Here is a 17,861-nt window from a genome sequence, read left to right on the forward strand (position 1 = left end):
CGCCGAAATGCTAAGCACGTTGCCGACCATGGGCGGCCCCGGCATCCTCGTTACGCTCGACATCGCGCTGCGAGGCGCGGGCATTGCGCTGCTCCTGATCGTCGCGGCGGCAACCCTGCGGCAGGCCCGGGGCCGGCCGGCCGCCTGGCTCGGCGCCCTCCTGGCCGTGGGAGCCGCCGCCTACGCGGTCTGCTCGTCGCCGGGACCGCACGATCCGCCCGTCTGGTTCGCCCCCGTCCTGATGCTCTGCACCGGCAACGCCGCCATCTTCTGGCTGTTCGCCCAGGCGATGTTCGACGATTCCTTCCGGCTGAGGCCCTGGCATGCGCTGGTCTGGATGGGCCTGGTCGTCTGGCCGCTGGCCCATCTCCTGGGTGCGGGCTTTACCTCGCATTGGCTGGTGGGTGTGCTCGTACGCGGCGCGGTGATCCTGCTGGCGTTGCTGGCGCTGGCACAAACGGTGCGGGACTGGGGTAGCGATCTTGTGGAAGGCCGGCGGCGCCTGCGCCTGTTCATCCTGATCGCCGTGGCGCTGCATATCGCCGCCACCGTCACGGCCGAACTCGTCATCGGCACCGACCAGGTTCCGATGAGCTTGCACCTGCTGAACTCGGGCGCGTTGGTCGCGATCGCCGCCATCATCGCCATGCTCCTCCTGCAGGCGGACCTCGATTCCGTCCTTGGACCGACTCCGGTCGGGCCGGCCGCCGACGCCGTGTCGCCCACCCTCCAGCCCGCGCGCCCACCGCTCGGTACAGTGGCACCGGAGGACGAACCCGCCGATCCGGCCCTTCTCGCCACGCTCGACCGCCTGATGGCGGTGGACAGGCTCTACCGGCAGGAGGGTCTCACCATCGGCGTCCTGGCCGGCCGGCTCGGCCTGCCGGAGTACCGGCTGCGGCGCGCCATCAACCGCGGGCTGGGCTACCGGAACTTCAACGAGTACCTGAACCGCCACCGCCTGGCCGATGCCAAGCAGGCCCTGGCCGATCCCGGCCAGGCCGAGGTTCCGATTTTGACCATCGCCCTCGATTCCGGCTTCCAGTCGCTCGGCCCCTTCAACCGGGCCTTCAAGGCCGATACCGGCATGACGCCGACCGAGTACAGAAAGGCTGCCGAAGGCCGCAACGGCGCCTGATTTCCTGCCGATTCCGGAATCGGCGAGCCGTTTTTCACCGCAGATCGCCGATTTTCACCTTCGGCGCGATCCCTCCGCCGCGTCCGCCTAGGCATCGGGCACGCCCGTTGGAGGGGCGTCCGATGAACGAACTCTTGCATGTCTACCTGTCGGCCTGGCCCACGGTCTGGGTCATGGACACCGCCCGCTACCTCGTGGCGGCCACGCTGATGGCCTCGATCCTCGCCCTGTTCTGGCGAGCCGGGCTGGGCCGCCGCAAGCTGCAGCCCCGCGACCCCGTCCGCGGCCAGCGGCGGCGCGAATTCCTGGCGTCGCTGCGCACGGCCTTCATCTTCTCCCTGCTGGGGGCGATCGTGGCGGTGGGCGACCACCAGGGCTGGATCACGATCTACAAGAACTTCCGCCAGGCCGGACCGCTCTACCTCTTCCTGTCACTCGCCCTGATGCTGGTGGCCCACGACGCTTATTTCTACTGGGCCCACCGCGCCATGCACCACCGCCGCCTGTTCGCGCTGTTCCATCGCACGCATCACCTGTCGCGGACGCCGACGCCATGGGCTGCCTATTCGTTCGCCATCCCCGAGGCCGTGGTGCACGGCGCCTTCGTCCCGCTCTTCCTGCTCGTCGTTCCGATGCACGGGCTCGGCCTGCTGGCCTTCGGCATCGTGCAGATCCTGCGCAACGTCATGGGGCACGCCGGCGCCGAGGTTCACGGCGCCGTATTCGGTCCCGGCCAGTGGCTGGGCTGGAACAACACCACGACCCATCACGACCTGCACCACGAAGCCGGCCGCTACAATTACGGGCTCTACTTCCGCTGGTGGGACAAGCTGATGGGAACCGAGCATCCCGACTACCGGCGGAAGTTCGAGGCGATCGCTTCGGCCGCCACGGCCGGCCCGACAACGTCCACGTCGGTTCATGCGCTCACACGCACGATCATGGGCATCGTGGCAGGGTCCCTGTTTCTTCTGGCCGCCGACCCGGTCCGAGCCGACTCGGGCCCGGCCGGGCGCTGGATGACGCCCGGCGCGGCGGCTGTCGTAGAGATTACGCCCTGCAACGGAGAACCGGGCCTTTGCGGCACCGTCCGCTGGCTATGGGACAGCGTCGACGACAGGGGCCGGCCGCGCCTCGACACACAGAACTCCGACACATCCCTGCGCACGCGACCGCTCGTCGGTCTGTCCATCCTGTCGGGATTCGCGCGCACGGCGAACGGCGGCTGGGAGGGCCGGATCTACAATCCCGAGGACGGCCAGACCTATCGCGCGACGCTGCGTCGGATGGGCGCCGATACGCTGACGATCGAAGGCTGCGTGCTGTTCATCTGCCAGAAGCAGGTGTGGCGGAGCGCGGCCGCGCTGGCCGCGGCGCTGCACTGAACCCGGATCAGCGCTCGACGCTGATCGACATTGCAAAGGTCTCGGTCGCACCCGGCGCGACCGGGACCATGCCGGGCTTGTCGGCGAAGTCGCCGTCGAACCCCTCGGGACTGGCATAGCCCTGCCAAGGCTCGATGCAGACGTAGCCGGCGCCGGGCTTGGTCCAGATGCCGAGATGGGGCATGCGCGGAAAGTCGACGCGGATCGCCTCGCCGTAGACGACGCTGCGGCTGGCCAGCGTGTCGAAGATCAGCGCGCCATCCTCGAACAGACCGTCGTTCAGCAGGAGATGGCCATCGCGCACCGGCGTCGGAAACTGCGCCGCGCTCAACAGCCCATCGACCGGTCGGCGGATCGGCGCGGGCTCGGCGCGTTCGAAGACGATCTCGTGCTCCGAGCGCGGCTTGCCGTAGGGCAAGGGCCAGCGCAGCGCCGGATGGAAGCCGAACGAGGCTGGCATGACGACCGCGTCGGTGTTCGTGACCTCGGCTTCCATATGCAGCGTCGCGTCGTCGATCCGGTAGGTGACATCGAGACGGAACGCGAACGGATAGCGCTGCCGCGTCGCCTCGCTCGCGTCGAGTCGCCAGGTACACGAGGCCGCGTCGGACCGCACCAGCGCGAAAGTCGAGGTGCGGGCGAAACCGTGCTGGCCCATGTCGTAGGACCGCCCCGCGACCGTGATGCGGTCGCCGCGAGCGCGGCCGACCATGGGAAACAGCAACGGCGAGCGGCCGGTCCAGAAGGCGGGATCGCCGTCCCACAGGAGATCGGCGCCAGTGCGATCCCGCAGACGCACCAGTTCGGCACCGGTCGCGGAAATTTCAGCGCCGAGCGCAGAGGTGCAGATCGAGACGGTGGCGGCCATGCGCCATTCTACAGCAGATGCGCCTCGCGGACGGCATCGTCGATCGACGGCAGGTAGCGGACCTGCGGCCGTCCGGCACCGGCCCGCAGCAGCGCGTGGCGGACCGACGGCGTGGCGCCCGTGACGTAGACCCTGACGCCATGCCGCGCCGCCTTGCGGCCTGCGCCCGCGATGACGTTGGCCGCGGTCGAATCGACGAAGGGCACGGCACTGAAGTCGATGACGAAGGCCTTGTGCTGGTCGGCGATGTTGTCGAGCACGGCGCCCACGGTCGAGGCCGTGCCGAAGAAGAAGGCGCCGGACAGGCGGTAGACGATCACCCGCGGATCGGTGACGAGATCGGCGGCAAAGGGCGCGCGGGCCGGTTGCGCCACGATGCCGGCCGTGGCGGTCAGGCGCTGGATGAGCAGGATGACGCCCAGGGCGGTGCCGACCACGATGCCTTCCATCAGGTCGCGGAACACGGTGAGAAGGAAGGTCGACAGCAGCACGACCGCATCGCCGCGCGAGGAGCGCAGCAGGGTCATGAATTCATGCTTCTCGGCCATGTTCCAGGCGACCACCGCCAGCACGCCGGCGAGGGCCGCCAGCGGGATGTAGGCGGCGAGCGGCGCGGCCAGCAGCATGAACCCCAGCAGGAACACCGAGTGGAGCATGCCGGCGACCGGTCCGCGCGCCCCGGCGCGCACGTTGGTGGCGGTGCGGGCGATCGTGCCGGTGGCGCAGATGCCGCCGAACAGCGCCGAAGCGATATTCGCCACGCCCTGGGCCACCAGCTCGCAGTTAGAGCGATGGCGGCGCCCCGTCATGCCGTCGGCCACCACCGCGGACAGCAGCGACTCGATGGCGCCCAGCAGCGCGAAGGAGAGCGCATCCGGCAGCACGGCCAGCATCTTCGCCAACGACATGTCGGGCAGGCTGGGCGCGGGCAGCATGGACGGGATCCCGCCGAAACGGCTGCCGATCGTCTCGATCGGCAGGCCCAGCGCAAAGGTCGCGACCGAGGTGGCCACCACGGCCACCAGCATGCCCGGCCAGTGCGGCCGCAGCTTCCGGAGGCCGAGAATAATGCCGATGGTCACGACGGCCAGGGCGACGGCGGCCGCGTTCACCGTGCCGGCCGCGCCCGCCAGCACTTCCAGCTTGGCGGCGAACTCTCCCGGCTCCCTGCCCTGCAGGGTGAGGCCGAACAGGTCCTTGATCTGGCTGGCGAAGATGATGACGGCAATGCCGGTCGTGAACCCGACCGTGACCGGATAGGGGATGAACTTGACGAAGGTGCCGAGCCGGAGCGCGCCGGCCGCCACCAGGAATACGCCAGCCATCAGCGTGGCCAGCAGCATCCCCTCGATCCCGTGGCGCGCGACAGTCGCGGCGACCAGCACGATGAAGGCGCCCGCCGGACCACCGACCTGGAAGCGGCTGCCGCCCAGCGCCGAGATCAGGAAGCCGCCGACGATCGCCGTGAAGAGCCCGCGCTCGGGTGTCGTCCCCGAGGCGATGGCGATCGCCATGGAGAGCGGCAAGGCCACGATCGCCACGGTGAGCCCGGCGACCGCATCGGCCCGCAGGGATGCCAACCCGTAGCCCTCGCGCAGCACCGAAACGAGCTTCGGGACAAAGGGTCCATCGAAACTCGCGGAAAGGCGCGGGGAAGGAATACCGGTCGACATTTTACTAAATATTTGTGTTATTATAGTAACGAATAACCGCGGCGAACACAACCCGCCGCAAGTTCCGGGCCGGAATCCGTCACCGGCATGTTGTCTGACAACTCTGTCGCCTCTCGCGCGATTTCCCTTCATAGTCCGCGCAGGGCCGCGGTTGCAGAACCACAACAGGCCTCCGGAGGATACGATATGAGACGCAGACTGCTGATCGGCGGCATGGCCGCCTCGACTCTCGCGGCGCCGTTCGTCCTGAACGCGCAGGCGCCGCTGACGCTGAACGGCGCCGTCCAGTTCAACGACGACCACGCCTTCAACAAGACGCTGCTGAAGTTCGAAGAGCTGGTGAAGCAGTATTACGGCAAGCCGATCAACTTCGTGCTCCACCGCAATTCGTCGCTGGGGCTCGAGAAGCAGTATTTCGAGTACATGGCGCAGGGCAAGGCGGTGGACTACGCCATCGTCTCGCCGGCCCACATGTCGACCTTCTCGAAGGCCGCGCCATTCATCGACGCACCGTTCCTGTTCCGCGACCTCGCGCAATGGAACAAGGTGCTAGAACTGGATCTTCTGAAGCCTGTGGCGGCCGAGATCGCGCAGAAGGCCGACGTGATGCTGGTCGGATATGCCGGCGGCGGCGTGCGCAACATCTTCGTGAACAAGCCGGTGAGCAACCTCGCCGAGATCAAGGGCCTCAAGGTCCGCGTGCAAGGTGCGCCGATCTGGTCCAAGACCTTCGCGGCGGCCGGCATGTCGCCGACCGTGATCGCCTACAACGAGGTCTACAACGCCATCCAGAACAACGTCATCTCGGCCGGCGAGAACGAGGCCGCCGGCGTCGAATCGATGAAGTTCTACGAAGTGGCGCCCAACCTCGCGATGACCGAGCACGCCATCACCATCCGGCCGGTCTGCTTCTCGGGCAAGACCTTCAAGTCGCTGCCGAAGGACCTGCAGGACGCGGTCGTCAAGGCGGGCAAGGAAGCCGGCGCCTATGGCCGCAAGGTCGAGAGTTCGGAGGACGAGCAGAAGCTCGTCGCGCTGGAAAAGGCCGGCAAGCTGAAGCGCATCCCGTTCAAGGATCGCGCCGAGATGAAGAAGCTGGTCGATCCGGTCATGGCGGCCTACGCCAAGGAGATCGGCGCCGACGGCATCTTCACGCAGATCGTCGCCACCAACTGACCCGTGCGCGCAGCGGGGCCCGGGCTCCGCTGCGCTTTTTTCCGGCCGCCCAGCCGGATGCGTTCCCAGACAACGGTTCCCCAATGCCCTCCCCTGCCTCGACGCCCGGCCCCTGGCGCCGGTTCACGGCTGCCTATGCCCGGTTCCTGACCGGCCTCCTCGCCTTCTCCGTCGCCATCATCGTCATCCCGGTCACGCTGCAGATGATCTCGCGCTACACCGCGCTGATCCCGGCCTACATCTGGACGGAGGAAATGGCGCGCTTCCTGTTCATCTGGATGATCATGATTGGCGCCATGATCGGCGTGCGCGAGGCCTCGCACTTCGAGGTCGACGTGTGGCCCGCCCTCCCGCGACGCGGCGAGGCCGCGGTCCGCATCGCCTCCCGGCTCGGCATCCTCGCTTTCGCCCTGGTCTTCGTGGTGGGCGGCATCGAGTTCACGCGATTTGCCTGGTATCGCACTTCCGAGCTGGCCGACCTGCCGCTCTGGATGATCCACATCGCCTGGCCCGTCGCGGCCGTCACCTGGATCATCTTCCTGGGCGAGCAGTTCTACGACGAATTCCGCATCCTCTTCGGCTGGAGCCCGACATGACCGGCGCGCTCTTCTCCGCCGGCGAGGCAGCCTCGATCCTGTTCGGCTGCTTCTTCGTGCTGCTGGTACTGCGCGTGCCGGTGGCCTTCGCGCTCGGACTGGCCTGCCTGCCACTGTTCTATCTCGAGCCGCGACTGGGCACGATGATGCTCGCGCAGGAAACCTTCAATGCCTACAACTCCTTCATCCTGCTCGCCGTGCCGTTCTTCCTGCTGACGGCGAACCTGATGAGCGTGGGCGGTATCACCGATCGGCTGGTGGCGCTGTCGCGTGCCATCGTCGGCAGCTTCCCAGGCTCGCTGGCCCAGATCAACGTCGTGCTGTCGGTCTTCTTCGCCGGTATCTCGGGCTCCTCGACCGCCGACGCCGCCAGCCAGAGCAAGATCTTCATCGATGCCCAGACGCGGGAGGGTTACGATCTCTCCTTCTCCGTCGCCATCACCGCGGTCTCCGCCGTACTCGCGGTCGTCATCCCGCCCTCGATCCTGATGATCGTGTGGGGAGGCCTGATCTCGACCTCGATCGGCGCGCTCTATCTCGCCGGAGTGGTCCCGGGCCTGCTGATCGCGGGCGCCCAGATGGCCACGGTGCATGTCTATGCCGTGAAGCGCGGCTATCCGACCTATCCGCGGGGAACCTTCCGCCAGCTCCTCTGCTCGATCTGGGTCGCCATCCCCGCGCTGATGACGCCCGTGATCATCGTCGGCGGCATCCTGGCGGGCTGGTTCACCGCAACCGAATCGGCCTGCGTGGCCGTGCTCTATTCGGCCGTCCTGTCGATCGTGGTCTATCGCGAGATGGGGGCGAAGGAGCTCTACAAGGCGCTGGTCGATACCGGCAAGCTCGCCTCGGTGGCGCTGTTCTGCATCGGCACCGCCTCGGCCTTCGGCTGGCTGCTGGCCTACTACAAGATCCCGCAGGAACTTCTGGCCAATGTCGCGACCTGGGGCATGGGTCCGATCGGTGTCGGCTTCTTCATCGCCTTCGTGTTCCTGGTCGTAGGCTGCTTCCTCGACGCCATCCCGGCGATCATCATCGTCGGCACGGTGCTGGAGCCGCTCGCCAAGTCGGTGAGCATGGACCCGGTCCACTTCGCGATCGTGTCGATCGTGTCGCTGGCCTTCGGCCTGGTGACCCCGCCCTACGGGCTCTGCCTCATGATCTCCTGCGCCGTCGCGGGCGTGCCGCTGCGCTATGCGCTGAAGGACACGCTCATCATGCTGGTGCCGATGATCGTGGTGCTGGCGGCGATGATCGTATGGCCTGACATCGCCCTCTTCCTGCCCCGGCTCATCGCGCCGGAACTGCTGAAGTAGGACGGACTCAGAAACCGCCGGCCAGGGACCTTTCGCCCTGCTGGCGGCGGATGGCGTGGAAGCCCTCCACGGTGGTCCGGATGATCTCGGCCACCGGAAGAACCTCGTGGATCAGGCCGACCGTTTGGCCGGCCAGCGCCAGCGAGGCCTCCATGTCGCCACCGAAATAGACGTCCTTCACCGAACCGAAGACCGAGCGGTCGAACGATCCCTCGCGTTCGATCTCCGCGGTCCGTTCCGTCTTGAGCGCCCGCACGCAGGGCGTTGACTTGCGGTTCAGCATCACCGTGCCGGTATCGTCGGCGTCCACGATCGCCTGCTTGTAATTGTGGTGCACCGGACTCTCGGCCGAACTCACGAAGCGCGTGCCCATCTGGATGGCCTCGGCGCCGAGTGCGAACGCCGCCGCCATGCCGCGCCCGTCGCAGATGCCCCCGGCTGCGATCAGAGGCACGTCCGTCCTCTCCCGCACCGCCTGCAGCAGCACCAGGGTCGAGACGTCGTCCGGGTTCTTGAAGCCGCCGCCCTCGCCGCCCTCCACGACCAGCCCGTCCACGCCCGCCTCGACCGCCTTCAGCGCCGAGGAGAGATTGGGCACCACGTGATAGACGATGAGCCCCGCCGCCTTGAGCGTCGGCAGCAGCTTGGCCGGCGAGCCCGCCGAGGTGGTGACGAACTTCACGCCGGACTTCGCCACCAGGTCGACGACCCGCGGCTCGCGGATGAAAAGCAGCGGCAGGTTCACGCCGAACGGCTTGTCGGTCAGCGTCTTCATCTTCGCGATCTCGGCCAGGCAGGCATCGACTTCGCCGCTCGACGTCTCGATGATGCCGAGGCCGCCGGCATTGGACACTGCCGAAGCGAGCTGGCTGCGCGCGATGTAGCCCATCGGCGCCTGCACGATCGGATATTGGACGCCCGTATGGGCCAGTACGCGGTTCATTGAGTCATCTCCCTTTGGACCACTTCAAGGATCCCTCACTGCGTTCGGGATGACACCGTTTTCCGCATCGGCACGCTGCGTCCATCGAAACAGCAGTGTCATCCCGAACGCAGTGAGGGATCCTTCGCTTCACTCGGATCACGGCATGTTGCGCGCGCGTTCCCAGGCGGCGGTGAAGTTCGGCGCCGTGTCGGGACGGCAGGGCAGCGCGCGCTTGGGATTGGGGTCCTCGATGAAGACGTCGCGCAGGCGGGCGGCACAGGCATCCTGCACGACGACGCCATGGCCTTGGGCGCGGAAGACGACGTTACGCGAGGCGGATAGTGTCCTGGCGGCTTCCCGCGCCCACGCGGGCGGGGTCAGCCAGTCGTAGCCGCCGCTCAGCAGCAGGGTCGGCACCTCGGACTTCACCGGCTGGCGTTCCGCCGCCGGCGCGGCCGCGACCCGCCACACCGGACAGAAGGTCGGCGACTTGCTCGCTTTAGCATTGAGCCCATAGATGCCGTTGTTCTCGATCGCCCTGCGCCGCGCGGCGCGGTCGACCATCGGCCAGGTCTCGCGGCATTCGATGCTGTTGTAGAGCCCGTCGAACTGCTGGGCGTTCTGCTCCATCAGGCCGCCGTCGTTGGTCTCGAGATCCTCGGCGTAGAGCTTGAGCAGCCGCATGTCGCCCTTGCGGGCCGCCGTCACCATCTCCGGGATCGACGCCACCTCGCCCTCGCGCATCATGTTGAGCATGACCATCAGCACCTGCGTGCCGTCGAGCCGCACCGCGTGCGGCCCATCCTCCAGGGTGATGGAGAGATCGAGCGGCGTGCGCTCCGCGCCGGTGATCAGGCCCTCGACCTCGCCGCGCAGGTTGGGCTGGCGCTCGCGGCACACGGCATCGGCATTGCAGTCCTTGTAGAGTTGCTCGAAGGCGCGGCGCACGATCTCGGGCTCGTTCTGCTCGCCGTTGACCTGGGGTGGGTAGACGCCATCCAGCACCGCCGACCGCACCAGGTCGGGATGGCGGCGCATCACTTCGAGCGCCCAGCGCGTGCCGTAGGACACGCCGTAGAGGTTGATCTTGCTCTGGCCCAGCGCCGCGGCGAGATCGGCCACGTCATCGGCCAGGGCCGGGGTCGTGTACATGGCGAGGTCGATCTTCCGCCGGTCCAGTCCCGCCCGGCAGCGCACCAGGATGTCGCGCTCCTGCTGCTCGGTGACGGACCGGCGCCGGGCCTTGGCGGGATCGGAGGTTCGGGTGTCGAAGCAGTCGAGGTTGGGCGACGAGCCGCCCGCGCCGCGCTGGCTCAGGATGACGACGTCGCGGCGGCGGCGAATGGCGGCCGTCTCGTTCCACCAGTCGCCCTCGCTCAGCGCGTCGGCTCCCGGCGCCGAGGCCACCAGAGGCGCATCGCCGGGGCCGCCGGACAGATAGACGAGCGGCTCGACCCCGGCCGTGCGCTTGGCCTTGAGGATGGCGACCTTCAGCTTGATCTCGCGGCCCTGCGGCTGCTCGCGGTTCTCGGGCACGATCAGGACGAAGCATTCGACCCGGTCGCCCTTGGGCGGCTTGAAGGCGCAACGCTCGCGCTCCAGCCGCGGCGCGGCCGCCGCGCTTCCTGCCAGAACCAGCAGGAAAGCTGCCAAGCCGCACAGGAACCGCAGTCGCACCATGGATATGTTCTGCCACATCGCAGCTTGTGACGGCATGAAGTAATTCTATGGAAACACTGTGGCCCAACATCTTGCCAGTGGAGACCGGTCGCCTCAGGTTGCGGCCATGACCCAACGTTCCTACTGGACCGCCGTCTGGTGCGGCTTCCTCGTTCTCACCATCGGCCTCGGCGTCCGCCAGAGCTTCGGCATCTTCCTGAAGCCGATCTCCGCCGAACTCAACGTCGGCCGCGAACTCTTCTCGTTCGGCACGGCGCTGTCGATGCTGCTGATGGGCGTCATCGCGCCCTTCTCGGGACGCCTCGCCGACCGCTTCGGCTCCGCGCCGACCATCGCCGGCGGCGGTGCCGTCTACGTCCTGGGCATGATCGTGACGGCCACGATGCACGACGGCTTCATGCTGATCCTGGGCAACCTGCTGGTCGGCATCGGCCTGTCGGCGGCGACTTTCGGGCCGGTGCTCGGCGTCATCCTGCGCGTGGCCCCACCGGCCAAGCAGGCACTGGCCGTGGGCATCTGCTCCGCCGGCGGCTCGTTCGGCCAGTTCTTCATCGTGCCGCTGGCGGCCGTGCTGCAGAACTATTTCGGCGACTGGCGCCCGACCATGTGGGCGCTGACCATCCTCGCCCTGATCATGATCGTCCTGCCGCTCGGCCTCAACGACCGCAAGGAGATCGCGGCCTCCAAGCGCGGCAGCGGCGGCAGCCAGACGACCGGCGCGGCGCTGTCCGAGGCCTTCGCGCAGCGCAGCTTCGTGCTGCTGGTGATCGGCTACTTCGTCTGCGGCTTCCACGTCGCCTTCGTCGGCGGCCACCTGCCGGCCTACATCTCCGACAAGGGGATCGGCCTGTCGCTGTTCGGCGTCAACCTCTCGCCGGCCGAACTCGGCGGCTGGGCGATCGGCATGGTCGGTCTCTTCAATATCGCCGGCGCCATCCTGTGGAGCTCGATGGGCAACCGCTTCAAGCGCAAGAACCTGCTGTCGACGCTCTACCTGCTGCGCTCGCTGGTCTTCCTGGGCTTCGTGATCGCGCCCCTGTCGGCCGCCTCGGTGCTGATCTTCGCGGCCGCGCTCGGCTTCCTGTGGCTGGGCACCGTGCCGCTCACGACCTCGCTGGTCGGCTACATCTTCGGGCCGGTCCACGTCACCATGCTGAACGGCATCGTCTTCATGGGCCACCAGATCGGCAGCTTCTTCGGCGGCTGGGGTGGCGGACGCCTGTTCGACCTGCAGGGCAACTACGACATGATGTGGTGGATCTCGATCGCGCTCGGCCTGGTCTCCGCCGCGCTGCACTACCCCATCGTCGAGGAGCGGCTGTCGCGCCCGGCGGCGATGCCGCAACCGGCATGACCCCCGGCACGACCATCGGCTGGCGCCCCGTGCTGCTGTGGGGACTGGCCAGCCTGGTCGTGGCCGCGACGGTCGTGTCCTTCATCCTGTGGGGCCTGAACGGCCCGGCCTATCTCGTGGACCTGATCGCGGCGTACTGCCTTTAGCTACGCCGAAGAGGTGACCCCGCCGGCCCTGCGGGCCACCTCCCCATCTGAATGGGGAGGCAGGTCTGACAGGCGATAGCTTTCCTCCCCCTTCAAAGGGGGAGGTGTCGTCGTTTTACGACGACGGAGGGGTCATCGCTCAGGTTCTACAGAACGAACTTCGACAGGTCGGCGTTCTTCGCGAGTTCGCTCACATGCGCGCGGACGTAGGCGGCGTCGATCTCGATCTTCGTGTTGGGCTTGTCCGAGGCGGTGAAGCTGACTTCCTCCAGCAGCTTCTCCATCACGGTGTGCAGCCGGCGCGCGCCGATATTCTCAACCGTCTCATTGATGTCGGCAGACAGGCGCGCCAGCTCGTCGATCGCATCCGACGTGAAGTCGAGCTCGACCTTCTCGGTAGCCATCAGCGCCTTGTACTGCTTGACCAGGCTGGCTTCCGGCTCGGTCAGGATGCGGCGGAAATCCTCCTGGCTGAGCGAGGCCAGGCTGACGCGGATGGGCAGGCGGCCCTGCAGCTCCGGCAGCATGTCCGACGGCTTGGCGAGGTGGAAGGCACCGGAGCAGATGAACAGCACATGGTCGGTCTTCACCGGCCCGTGCTTGGTGTTCACGGTCGTGCCCTCGATCAGCGGCAGCAGATCGCGCTGCACGCCCTCGCGGCTCACGTCGCCACCGCCGCGGTACTCGCTGCGCGCGGTGATCTTGTCGATCTCGTCGATGAAGACGATGCCGTTCTGCTCGACCATGTCGCGCGCCTCGCGCACGACCCGCTCCTGGTCGAGCAGCTTGTCGCTCTCCTCGCGCATCAAGGTCTTGTGGCTCTCGGCCACCGTCATCTTGCGCTTTTTCGTCCGTCCGCCGAACGCCTTGCCCAGCATGTCGCCGATGTTGATCATGCCGACCGACGCGCCGGGCTGGCCCGGCACCTCGAACTGCATGGGCGAGCCGGAATCGGCGACCTCGATCTCGATCTCGCGGTCGTCCAGCTCGCCGGCGCGCAGCTTGTGGCGGAAACGCAGCTTCGTCTCCTCGCTGGCATTGGCGCCGCACAGCGCGTCGATCACGCGGTCCTCGGCAGCCAGCTCGGCCTTGGCCTTCACGTCCTTGCGCAGGCTCTCGCGCGCCATCTCGATGGCGGCTTCCATCAGGTCGCGCGCAATCTGCTCGACGTCGCGGCCGACATAGCCGACCTCGGTGAACTTGGTCGCCTCGACCTTGAGGAACGGCGCGTTGGTGAGCTTCGCCAGACGGCGCGCGATCTCGGTCTTGCCGACGCCGGTCGGCCCGATCATCAGGATGTTCTTGGGCAGCACCTCGTCGCGCAGCGAATCGGAAAGCTGCAGGCGGCGCCAGCGGTTGCGCAACGCGATGGCCACGGCGCGCTTGGCCTCCTGCTGGCCGATGATGTGCTTGTCGAGCTCGGAGACGATCTCGCGCGGGGAAAAGTCGTTACTCATGGGACTGTCAGAGCTTCTCGAGGACGAGGTTGTGATTGGTGTAGACGCAGATGTCGCCGGCGATCTTCATCGCCTTGCGCGCGATCGCTTCGGCATCGAGCCCGTCCACGTCGATCAGCGCGCGCGCCGCGGAAAGCGCATAGTTGCCGCCCGAGCCGATGGCGATGATGCCGCCCTCGGGCTCCAGCACGTCGCCGGTTCCCGACAGCAGCAGCGACACGTCCTTGTCGGCCACCGCCATCATCGCCTCGAGCCGACGCAGGTAGCGGTCGGTGCGCCAGTCCTTGGCGAGTTCGATCGCGGCGCGCAGGAGCTGGCCGGGATGGCGCTCCAGCTTGGCTTCGAGGCGCTCGAACAGGGTGAAGGCGTCGGCCGTGGCGCCGGCGAAGCCCGCGATGATCTGGCCGTTGCCGATCCGGCGGACCTTCCGGGCGTTGCCCTTGACGATGGTCTGGCCCATCGAGACCTGGCCGTCGCCCGCCATGACGACCTGGCCGTCCTTGCGAACCGAGAGGATGGTCGTGGCATGCCAGCCGGGACCGGGGGAGCTGTCTGATTGTGCGGAAGACATGCGCCCTAAATAGGGATTCACAGCCACAAATCAATCGCCGCCTCGGGCTCCCGCAGCCGCCGTGCTAACCTCGGACCATGAGCGAATCAGTCACCAGCGACCCCGTCATCGTCATCGGCGCCGGAATCGTCGGCGCGGCCACCGCCCGCGCCCTGCAGCGCAACGGCCACAAGGTCATCCTGCTCGACAGCGCCGAGCCCGGCAATGCCACCTCCTTCGGCAATGCGGGCTTCCTGTCGGTCGACAGCCTGATCCCCCTCGCCCGGCCGGCGACCCTGAAGAAGGTGCCGCAGATGCTGATGGACCGGGACGGTCCGCTTACCGTCCATCCGCCCAGCCTGCCGTGGCTGCTGCCGTGGATGGCGCGCTTTGCCCTCGCGGCCATGAGCCAGAAAGAGGTCCAGAAGGGCAAGGAGATGTTCAAGCCGCTGATGCTCGAGGCGGACATCGCGTGGAAGGCCGAGATCCAGGCGTCGGGCCTCGGCGAACTGTTCCGCACGCGCGGCGCGCTCTACGTGTATGAGAGCGAAGCCTCGTTCCAGGGCACCGACGAGATGCGCGGCCTGCAGTCAGGCAAGGGCACCGAGTTCGAGATCGTCGACGGCAACCGCGCGCGAGAGCTGGCGCCGGGCCTCAGCCCGACCATCGTGCGCGGCATCCACTATCCCAACGGCACGCACACGATCAATCCGCACAAGGTGGTGGCGACACTGGTCGAGCGCTTCACCGCCGAGGGCGGCACCGTGATGCGCGGCCGCGTGCGCGGCTTCCGACGCGACGGCAGTCGCGTGACGGCGGTGCAGCTCACCGACTCCGAGATTCCCGCCAGCGCCGTGATGATCGCAGCGGGCCGCGCCTCGGGCGAGCTGACGCGCCTGCTGGGCTTCAACGCGCCCCTGGTCGCGGAGCGCGGCTATCACGTGATGGTCGCGCCGGACAACGTACGGTTCGACCTGCCGGTGAGCCCACCCGATCGTGGCCTGTTCTTCACGCCGATGGCCGAAGGATTGCGCATCGCGGGCACGGTCGAACTGGCGGCGCCGCACCAGCCGCCCTCCTGGCATCGCGCCGACCTGCTGAAGAAGCACCTCAAGGACATCTTCCCCGGCGTCGGCGGCGCCGAGCAGAGCCGCTGGATCGGCGAGCGCCCGACCCTCCCCGACTACCGCCCCGCCATCGGCCGCGCGCCGCGCCTCGCCAACGTCTATTGCGGCTACGGCCACCAGCATCTCGGCCTGACGCTCGCCACGGCCACCGGCCGCATGATCGCGCGCCTGATGGAAGGTGAGGAACTGCCGAGCGCCCTGCAGGCCTGCGACCCCGGCCGATTCGGGTAACGGCGACGGCGGCATTGTGCCGTACGAATTGAAGGATCCTTCGCTACGCTCAGGATGACACGTGTTTTTGAATGAGCCCACCGCGCGAGTTTTCAACACCGGTGTCATCCTGAGCGTAGCGAAGGATCCTTGATTCTGCCTCTCAGAAAGTCTTGCCCAATACGGTGACAGGCTTCGCCGACTTCAGCCGCTCCTCGACGAAAGGCCAGTCGCGGACGAAGAACTCGTTGGAGCGGGTCCACTTGCCGTCCGAGAAAGCGAGCGTGTTGGGCTCGCGCTGCAGGATGCGCGTGAAGGGATCGTAGAAGGCGCGCTCGAAGCCGAGATCGGCAAAGAGCTTGAGCGACCAGTCGGACGTGGCTTCGAGGGCTACCACCTTGAGGCTGGGCTTCTTCAGGACCTCGATCGATCCCTGCAGCACCTGGTCTTCGTATTTCTCGACGTCGAGCTTCAGCAGCGCCGGCTGGGCATCGCCCACCACGTGGTCGAGGGTCTTCTGCGGAACGATGCGTATGCCCGCGCGGTGCTCCGTCACGACCTGGTTCATGGCGCCGAGGCCGGTGGTGAACATCACCTTGCCATCGCTCGGGCCCAGCGCCAGTTCCCGGATCGTCACCAGCGCCTGCAGACCGTTGATCTCGACGTTGCGCGCGAGGTCGCGGGCGGTCTCGGGATCGGCCTCGATCGCGACGGTCCTCGCGCGGCAAACGCCGGAGGCCAGCACCGTGTAGGTGCCGACATTGGCGCCGGCATCGAGGAACAGGTCACTCTCGCGCAGGAAATGCAGCACGAGCCCCATGCTCATGAACTCGTGCAGGCCGAAATAGAGATTGCCGGTCGCACCGGTCATGCCGCGGCGGACGACCAGCCGCTGGCCGCCGATCCAGGGTGCCACGACCTCGGAGCTGAGACGGCTCTTGAGATGCCAGCCGGCGAACCGCGTCCAGGCAGCGAGCTGGTTGTCGCGCGTCATCGGATGGGCGGCGAACGTGCGGCCAACCGTGAGTAGAGATCTCAGCACTTTTGAACCGTCGACCTTCCCTGCCCTGCCCTGCGGGCCGAGTGTACCGCCCCGCACCGGGCCGGGCCACCGGTCAGGATCCGTACTGCAGCAAGGTCTCGCCGTTCCTCTTGAGCCAGGCCTGCGGCCCTTCGATCGGCCCGTCGCAGAGCGCGCGAGCCAATGCCCAGAAGCGCGGCCCGTGATTGAGATGGACGAGATGGGCGGCCTCGTGCGCCGCCAGATAGTCGAGCACTTCGGGCGGCGCGAAGACCAGCCGCCACGAGAAGGACATCGCGGCATCGGGCCCGCAGCTTCCCCAGCGCGAGCGGGTGTCGCGCACCGTGATGCGCTTCACCGGCCGTTCCGCGCGCGCGGCCTTGGCGTGGACCAGAGGCACCAGCTGCTCGCGCAGCTCGGCCGTCAGCCAGTCCTTCAGACGGCGCGGCAGATGCTCGGCCCGGCCTGCCACGTGGATCTCGCCGTTCTCGCGCCAGACCGTGCCGCGGGCGCCGGGATGATGGCGCACGCGATGCGGCACGCCGAACAGCGGGATCTCGGCGCCGTCGACGAAGGGCCGCCGCTCGGGCAGGCGGCCGAGCCGCGCGGCGATCCACCCGGCCTGCGCCTCGGCGAAGTTGACGGCCGTGCCGCGCGCCATGCGCAGCGGCGCGGTCAGCACGATGCGCCGGTTGGCCGGATCGACGCGCAGCGAGGCGCGGCGGGCGCGGGCGTTGCGGACGAAGGTGACGGGCAGCGTATCGCCTGCATGAGCAATGGTCAGTTGCTCGGGCTCCGGCGTCGCTTTAGGCAGGAAACGACTGAACCAGGAGGAAGGCGACATGTCCGAAGAACAGGCTCACAAGACGCTCAGCGATGCAGGACGGAAGGTCCTGTCCGAGGTTCTGGGCGAATCCTATCTCGCCCGGCGTGACGCGACCAACAACGATTTCTGGGGTCCGGTCCGCGCCTTCTCCGAGGAATTCGCCTATGCCTCGCTGTGGACCCGCGACGGGCTCGACCGCAAGCAGCGCAGCATGATCACCATCGCCATGCTCTGCGCCCTGAACCGCCCGCACGAGCTCAAGATCCACCTGGTCGGCGCGCTGAACAACGGCTGCACCAAGGTCGAGCTGCGCGAGATCTTCACCCACGCCATCGCCTATTGCGGCTTCCCCGCCGCCATCGACGCGCTACGCGTCGCCGAGGAAGTGCTGAAGGAACAGGGGAAGTTCTGAC

General features: G+C 67.5%; 17 protein-coding genes. 9 read left to right on the forward strand and 8 right to left on the reverse strand.

Annotation, left to right across the window (positions count from 1 at the left end):
• Positions 1 to 7: 7 nt before the first annotated feature.
• Together KQ910_RS05175 and KQ910_RS05180 are read left to right on the forward strand one after the other, a co-directional pair.
• A complete protein-coding gene (locus tag KQ910_RS05175) occupies positions 8 to 1,138 on the forward strand; it encodes an AraC family transcriptional regulator (protein ID WP_229600328.1) in 1,131 nt (376 codons plus the stop codon).
• 122 nt (positions 1,139 to 1,260) lie between these two features.
• Complete coding sequence (locus KQ910_RS05180) at positions 1,261 to 2,523, forward strand: DUF2147 domain-containing protein (RefSeq protein WP_216957405.1); 1,263 nt, start codon at positions 1,261 to 1,263, stop codon at positions 2,521 to 2,523.
• Between the two features lie 7 nt (positions 2,524 to 2,530).
• Here the strand turns inward: KQ910_RS05180 and KQ910_RS05185 are convergent, their stop codons facing one another.
• Both KQ910_RS05185 and KQ910_RS05190 read right to left on the reverse strand, forming a co-directional pair.
• On the reverse strand, positions 2,531 to 3,391 hold the full coding sequence (locus KQ910_RS05185) for an aldose 1-epimerase family protein (RefSeq protein ID WP_216957406.1): 861 nt from the start codon (positions 3,389 to 3,391) through the stop codon (positions 2,531 to 2,533).
• 8 nt (positions 3,392 to 3,399) lie between these two features.
• Positions 3,400 to 5,064, reverse strand: a complete 1,665-nt coding sequence (locus KQ910_RS05190; RefSeq protein ID WP_216957407.1) for a SulP family inorganic anion transporter — start codon at positions 5,062 to 5,064, stop codon at positions 3,400 to 3,402.
• Positions 5,065 to 5,250: 186 nt separating this feature from the next.
• Between KQ910_RS05190 and KQ910_RS05195 the strand changes: the two genes are divergently transcribed.
• The 3 genes from KQ910_RS05195 (at position 5,251) to KQ910_RS05205 (ending at position 8,152) form a co-directional block, all read left to right on the forward strand.
• Entirely contained in the window at positions 5,251 to 6,240 is a 990-nt protein-coding gene (locus tag KQ910_RS05195; protein ID WP_216957408.1) for a TRAP transporter substrate-binding protein, read from the forward strand.
• Positions 6,241 to 6,323: 83 nt separating this feature from the next.
• On the forward strand, positions 6,324 to 6,836 hold the full coding sequence (locus KQ910_RS05200; protein WP_216957409.1) for a TRAP transporter small permease: 513 nt from the start codon (positions 6,324 to 6,326) through the stop codon (positions 6,834 to 6,836).
• Positions 6,833 to 8,152: a TRAP transporter large permease gene (locus tag KQ910_RS05205; protein ID WP_216957410.1), complete on the forward strand. Its 1,320-nt coding sequence runs from the start codon at positions 6,833 to 6,835 to the stop codon at positions 8,150 to 8,152. Before KQ910_RS05200 ends, KQ910_RS05205 begins: the two co-directional genes overlap by 4 nt.
• 7 nt (positions 8,153 to 8,159) lie before the next feature.
• Here the strand turns inward: KQ910_RS05205 and KQ910_RS05210 are convergent, their stop codons facing one another.
• Together KQ910_RS05210 and KQ910_RS05215 are read right to left on the reverse strand one after the other, a co-directional pair.
• Positions 8,160 to 9,095, reverse strand: a complete 936-nt coding sequence (locus KQ910_RS05210) for an NAD(P)H-dependent flavin oxidoreductase (protein ID WP_216957411.1) — start codon at positions 9,093 to 9,095, stop codon at positions 8,160 to 8,162.
• A 138-nt stretch (positions 9,096 to 9,233) separates the two neighbouring features.
• Positions 9,234 to 10,793, reverse strand: a complete 1,560-nt coding sequence (locus KQ910_RS05215; protein WP_216957412.1) for an alpha/beta fold hydrolase — start codon at positions 10,791 to 10,793, stop codon at positions 9,234 to 9,236.
• A gap of 70 nt (positions 10,794 to 10,863) precedes the next feature.
• Between KQ910_RS05215 and KQ910_RS05220 the strand changes: the two genes are divergently transcribed.
• The gene (locus KQ910_RS05220; RefSeq protein WP_216957413.1) at positions 10,864 to 12,111 is read left to right on the forward strand and encodes an MFS transporter; all 1,248 of its coding nucleotides are present in this window, start codon (positions 10,864 to 10,866) and stop codon (positions 12,109 to 12,111) included.
• The gene (locus KQ910_RS05225) at positions 12,108 to 12,257 is read left to right on the forward strand and encodes a hypothetical protein (protein WP_216957414.1); all 150 of its coding nucleotides are present in this window, start codon (positions 12,108 to 12,110) and stop codon (positions 12,255 to 12,257) included. The genes KQ910_RS05220 and KQ910_RS05225 overlap by 4 nt, the downstream gene beginning before the upstream one ends.
• A gap of 146 nt (positions 12,258 to 12,403) precedes the next feature.
• Here KQ910_RS05225 and hslU read toward each other — a convergent pair whose 3' ends face one another.
• Positions 12,404 to 13,714: an ATP-dependent protease ATPase subunit HslU gene (gene hslU / locus KQ910_RS05230; RefSeq protein ID WP_216957415.1), complete on the reverse strand. Its 1,311-nt coding sequence runs from the start codon at positions 13,712 to 13,714 to the stop codon at positions 12,404 to 12,406.
• Between the two features lie 7 nt (positions 13,715 to 13,721).
• The gene (gene hslV / locus KQ910_RS05235) at positions 13,722 to 14,285 is read right to left on the reverse strand and encodes an ATP-dependent protease subunit HslV (protein ID WP_216957416.1); all 564 of its coding nucleotides are present in this window, start codon (positions 14,283 to 14,285) and stop codon (positions 13,722 to 13,724) included.
• A gap of 77 nt (positions 14,286 to 14,362) precedes the next feature.
• Between hslV and KQ910_RS05240 the strand changes: the two genes are divergently transcribed.
• Positions 14,363 to 15,622: an NAD(P)/FAD-dependent oxidoreductase gene (locus tag KQ910_RS05240; RefSeq protein ID WP_216957417.1), complete on the forward strand. Its 1,260-nt coding sequence runs from the start codon at positions 14,363 to 14,365 to the stop codon at positions 15,620 to 15,622.
• A gap of 142 nt (positions 15,623 to 15,764) precedes the next feature.
• Here KQ910_RS05240 and KQ910_RS05245 read toward each other — a convergent pair whose 3' ends face one another.
• Positions 15,765 to 16,643, reverse strand: coding sequence for an FkbM family methyltransferase (locus KQ910_RS05245; protein ID WP_216957418.1), 879 nt, complete (start codon positions 16,641 to 16,643; stop codon positions 15,765 to 15,767).
• Positions 16,644 to 16,716: 73 nt separating this feature from the next.
• Entirely contained in the window at positions 16,717 to 17,466 is a 750-nt protein-coding gene (locus tag KQ910_RS05250; protein WP_216957419.1) for a M48 family metallopeptidase, read from the reverse strand.
• Here KQ910_RS05250 and KQ910_RS05255 point away from each other — a divergent pair.
• A complete protein-coding gene (locus KQ910_RS05255; protein WP_216957420.1) occupies positions 17,465 to 17,860 on the forward strand; it encodes a carboxymuconolactone decarboxylase family protein in 396 nt (131 codons plus the stop codon). The genes KQ910_RS05250 and KQ910_RS05255 overlap by 2 nt on opposite strands.
• Position 17,861: the final 1 nt, after the last annotated feature.

Origin of the sequence: Reyranella humidisoli (assembly GCF_019039055.1) — a bacterium.
Classification (GTDB): domain Bacteria; phylum Pseudomonadota; class Alphaproteobacteria; order Reyranellales; family Reyranellaceae; genus Reyranella; species Reyranella humidisoli.

Excerpts from the sequence above, each read along its gene's own strand:
- KQ910_RS05175 (WP_229600328.1), top strand. The coding sequence starts at position 8 with ATGCTAAGCACGTTGCCGACCATGGGCGGCCCCGGCATCCTCGTTACG.
- KQ910_RS05185 (WP_216957406.1), bottom strand. The coding sequence starts at position 3,391 with ATGGCCGCCACCGTCTCGATCTGCACCTCTGCGCTCGGCGCTGAAATT.
- KQ910_RS05215 (WP_216957412.1), bottom strand. The coding sequence starts at position 10,793 with ATGCCGTCACAAGCTGCGATGTGGCAGAACATATCCATGGTGCGACTG.
- KQ910_RS05205 (WP_216957410.1), top strand. The coding sequence starts at position 6,833 with ATGACCGGCGCGCTCTTCTCCGCCGGCGAGGCAGCCTCGATCCTGTTC.
- KQ910_RS05255 (WP_216957420.1), top strand. The coding sequence starts at position 17,465 with ATGTCCGAAGAACAGGCTCACAAGACGCTCAGCGATGCAGGACGGAAG.
- hslU (WP_216957415.1), bottom strand. The coding sequence starts at position 13,714 with ATGAGTAACGACTTTTCCCCGCGCGAGATCGTCTCCGAGCTCGACAAG.
- KQ910_RS05210 (WP_216957411.1), bottom strand. The coding sequence starts at position 9,095 with ATGAACCGCGTACTGGCCCATACGGGCGTCCAATATCCGATCGTGCAG.
- hslV (WP_216957416.1), bottom strand. The coding sequence starts at position 14,285 with ATGTCTTCCGCACAATCAGACAGCTCCCCCGGTCCCGGCTGGCATGCC.
- KQ910_RS05190 (WP_216957407.1), bottom strand. The coding sequence starts at position 5,064 with ATGTCGACCGGTATTCCTTCCCCGCGCCTTTCCGCGAGTTTCGATGGA.
- KQ910_RS05180 (WP_216957405.1), top strand. The coding sequence starts at position 1,261 with ATGAACGAACTCTTGCATGTCTACCTGTCGGCCTGGCCCACGGTCTGG.
- KQ910_RS05240 (WP_216957417.1), top strand. The coding sequence starts at position 14,363 with ATGAGCGAATCAGTCACCAGCGACCCCGTCATCGTCATCGGCGCCGGA.
- KQ910_RS05220 (WP_216957413.1), top strand. The coding sequence starts at position 10,864 with ATGACCCAACGTTCCTACTGGACCGCCGTCTGGTGCGGCTTCCTCGTT.
- KQ910_RS05195 (WP_216957408.1), top strand. The coding sequence starts at position 5,251 with ATGAGACGCAGACTGCTGATCGGCGGCATGGCCGCCTCGACTCTCGCG.
- KQ910_RS05225 (WP_216957414.1), top strand. The coding sequence starts at position 12,108 with ATGACCCCCGGCACGACCATCGGCTGGCGCCCCGTGCTGCTGTGGGGA.
- KQ910_RS05200 (WP_216957409.1), top strand. The coding sequence starts at position 6,324 with ATGCCCTCCCCTGCCTCGACGCCCGGCCCCTGGCGCCGGTTCACGGCT.
- KQ910_RS05250 (WP_216957419.1), bottom strand. The coding sequence starts at position 17,466 with ATGTCGCCTTCCTCCTGGTTCAGTCGTTTCCTGCCTAAAGCGACGCCG.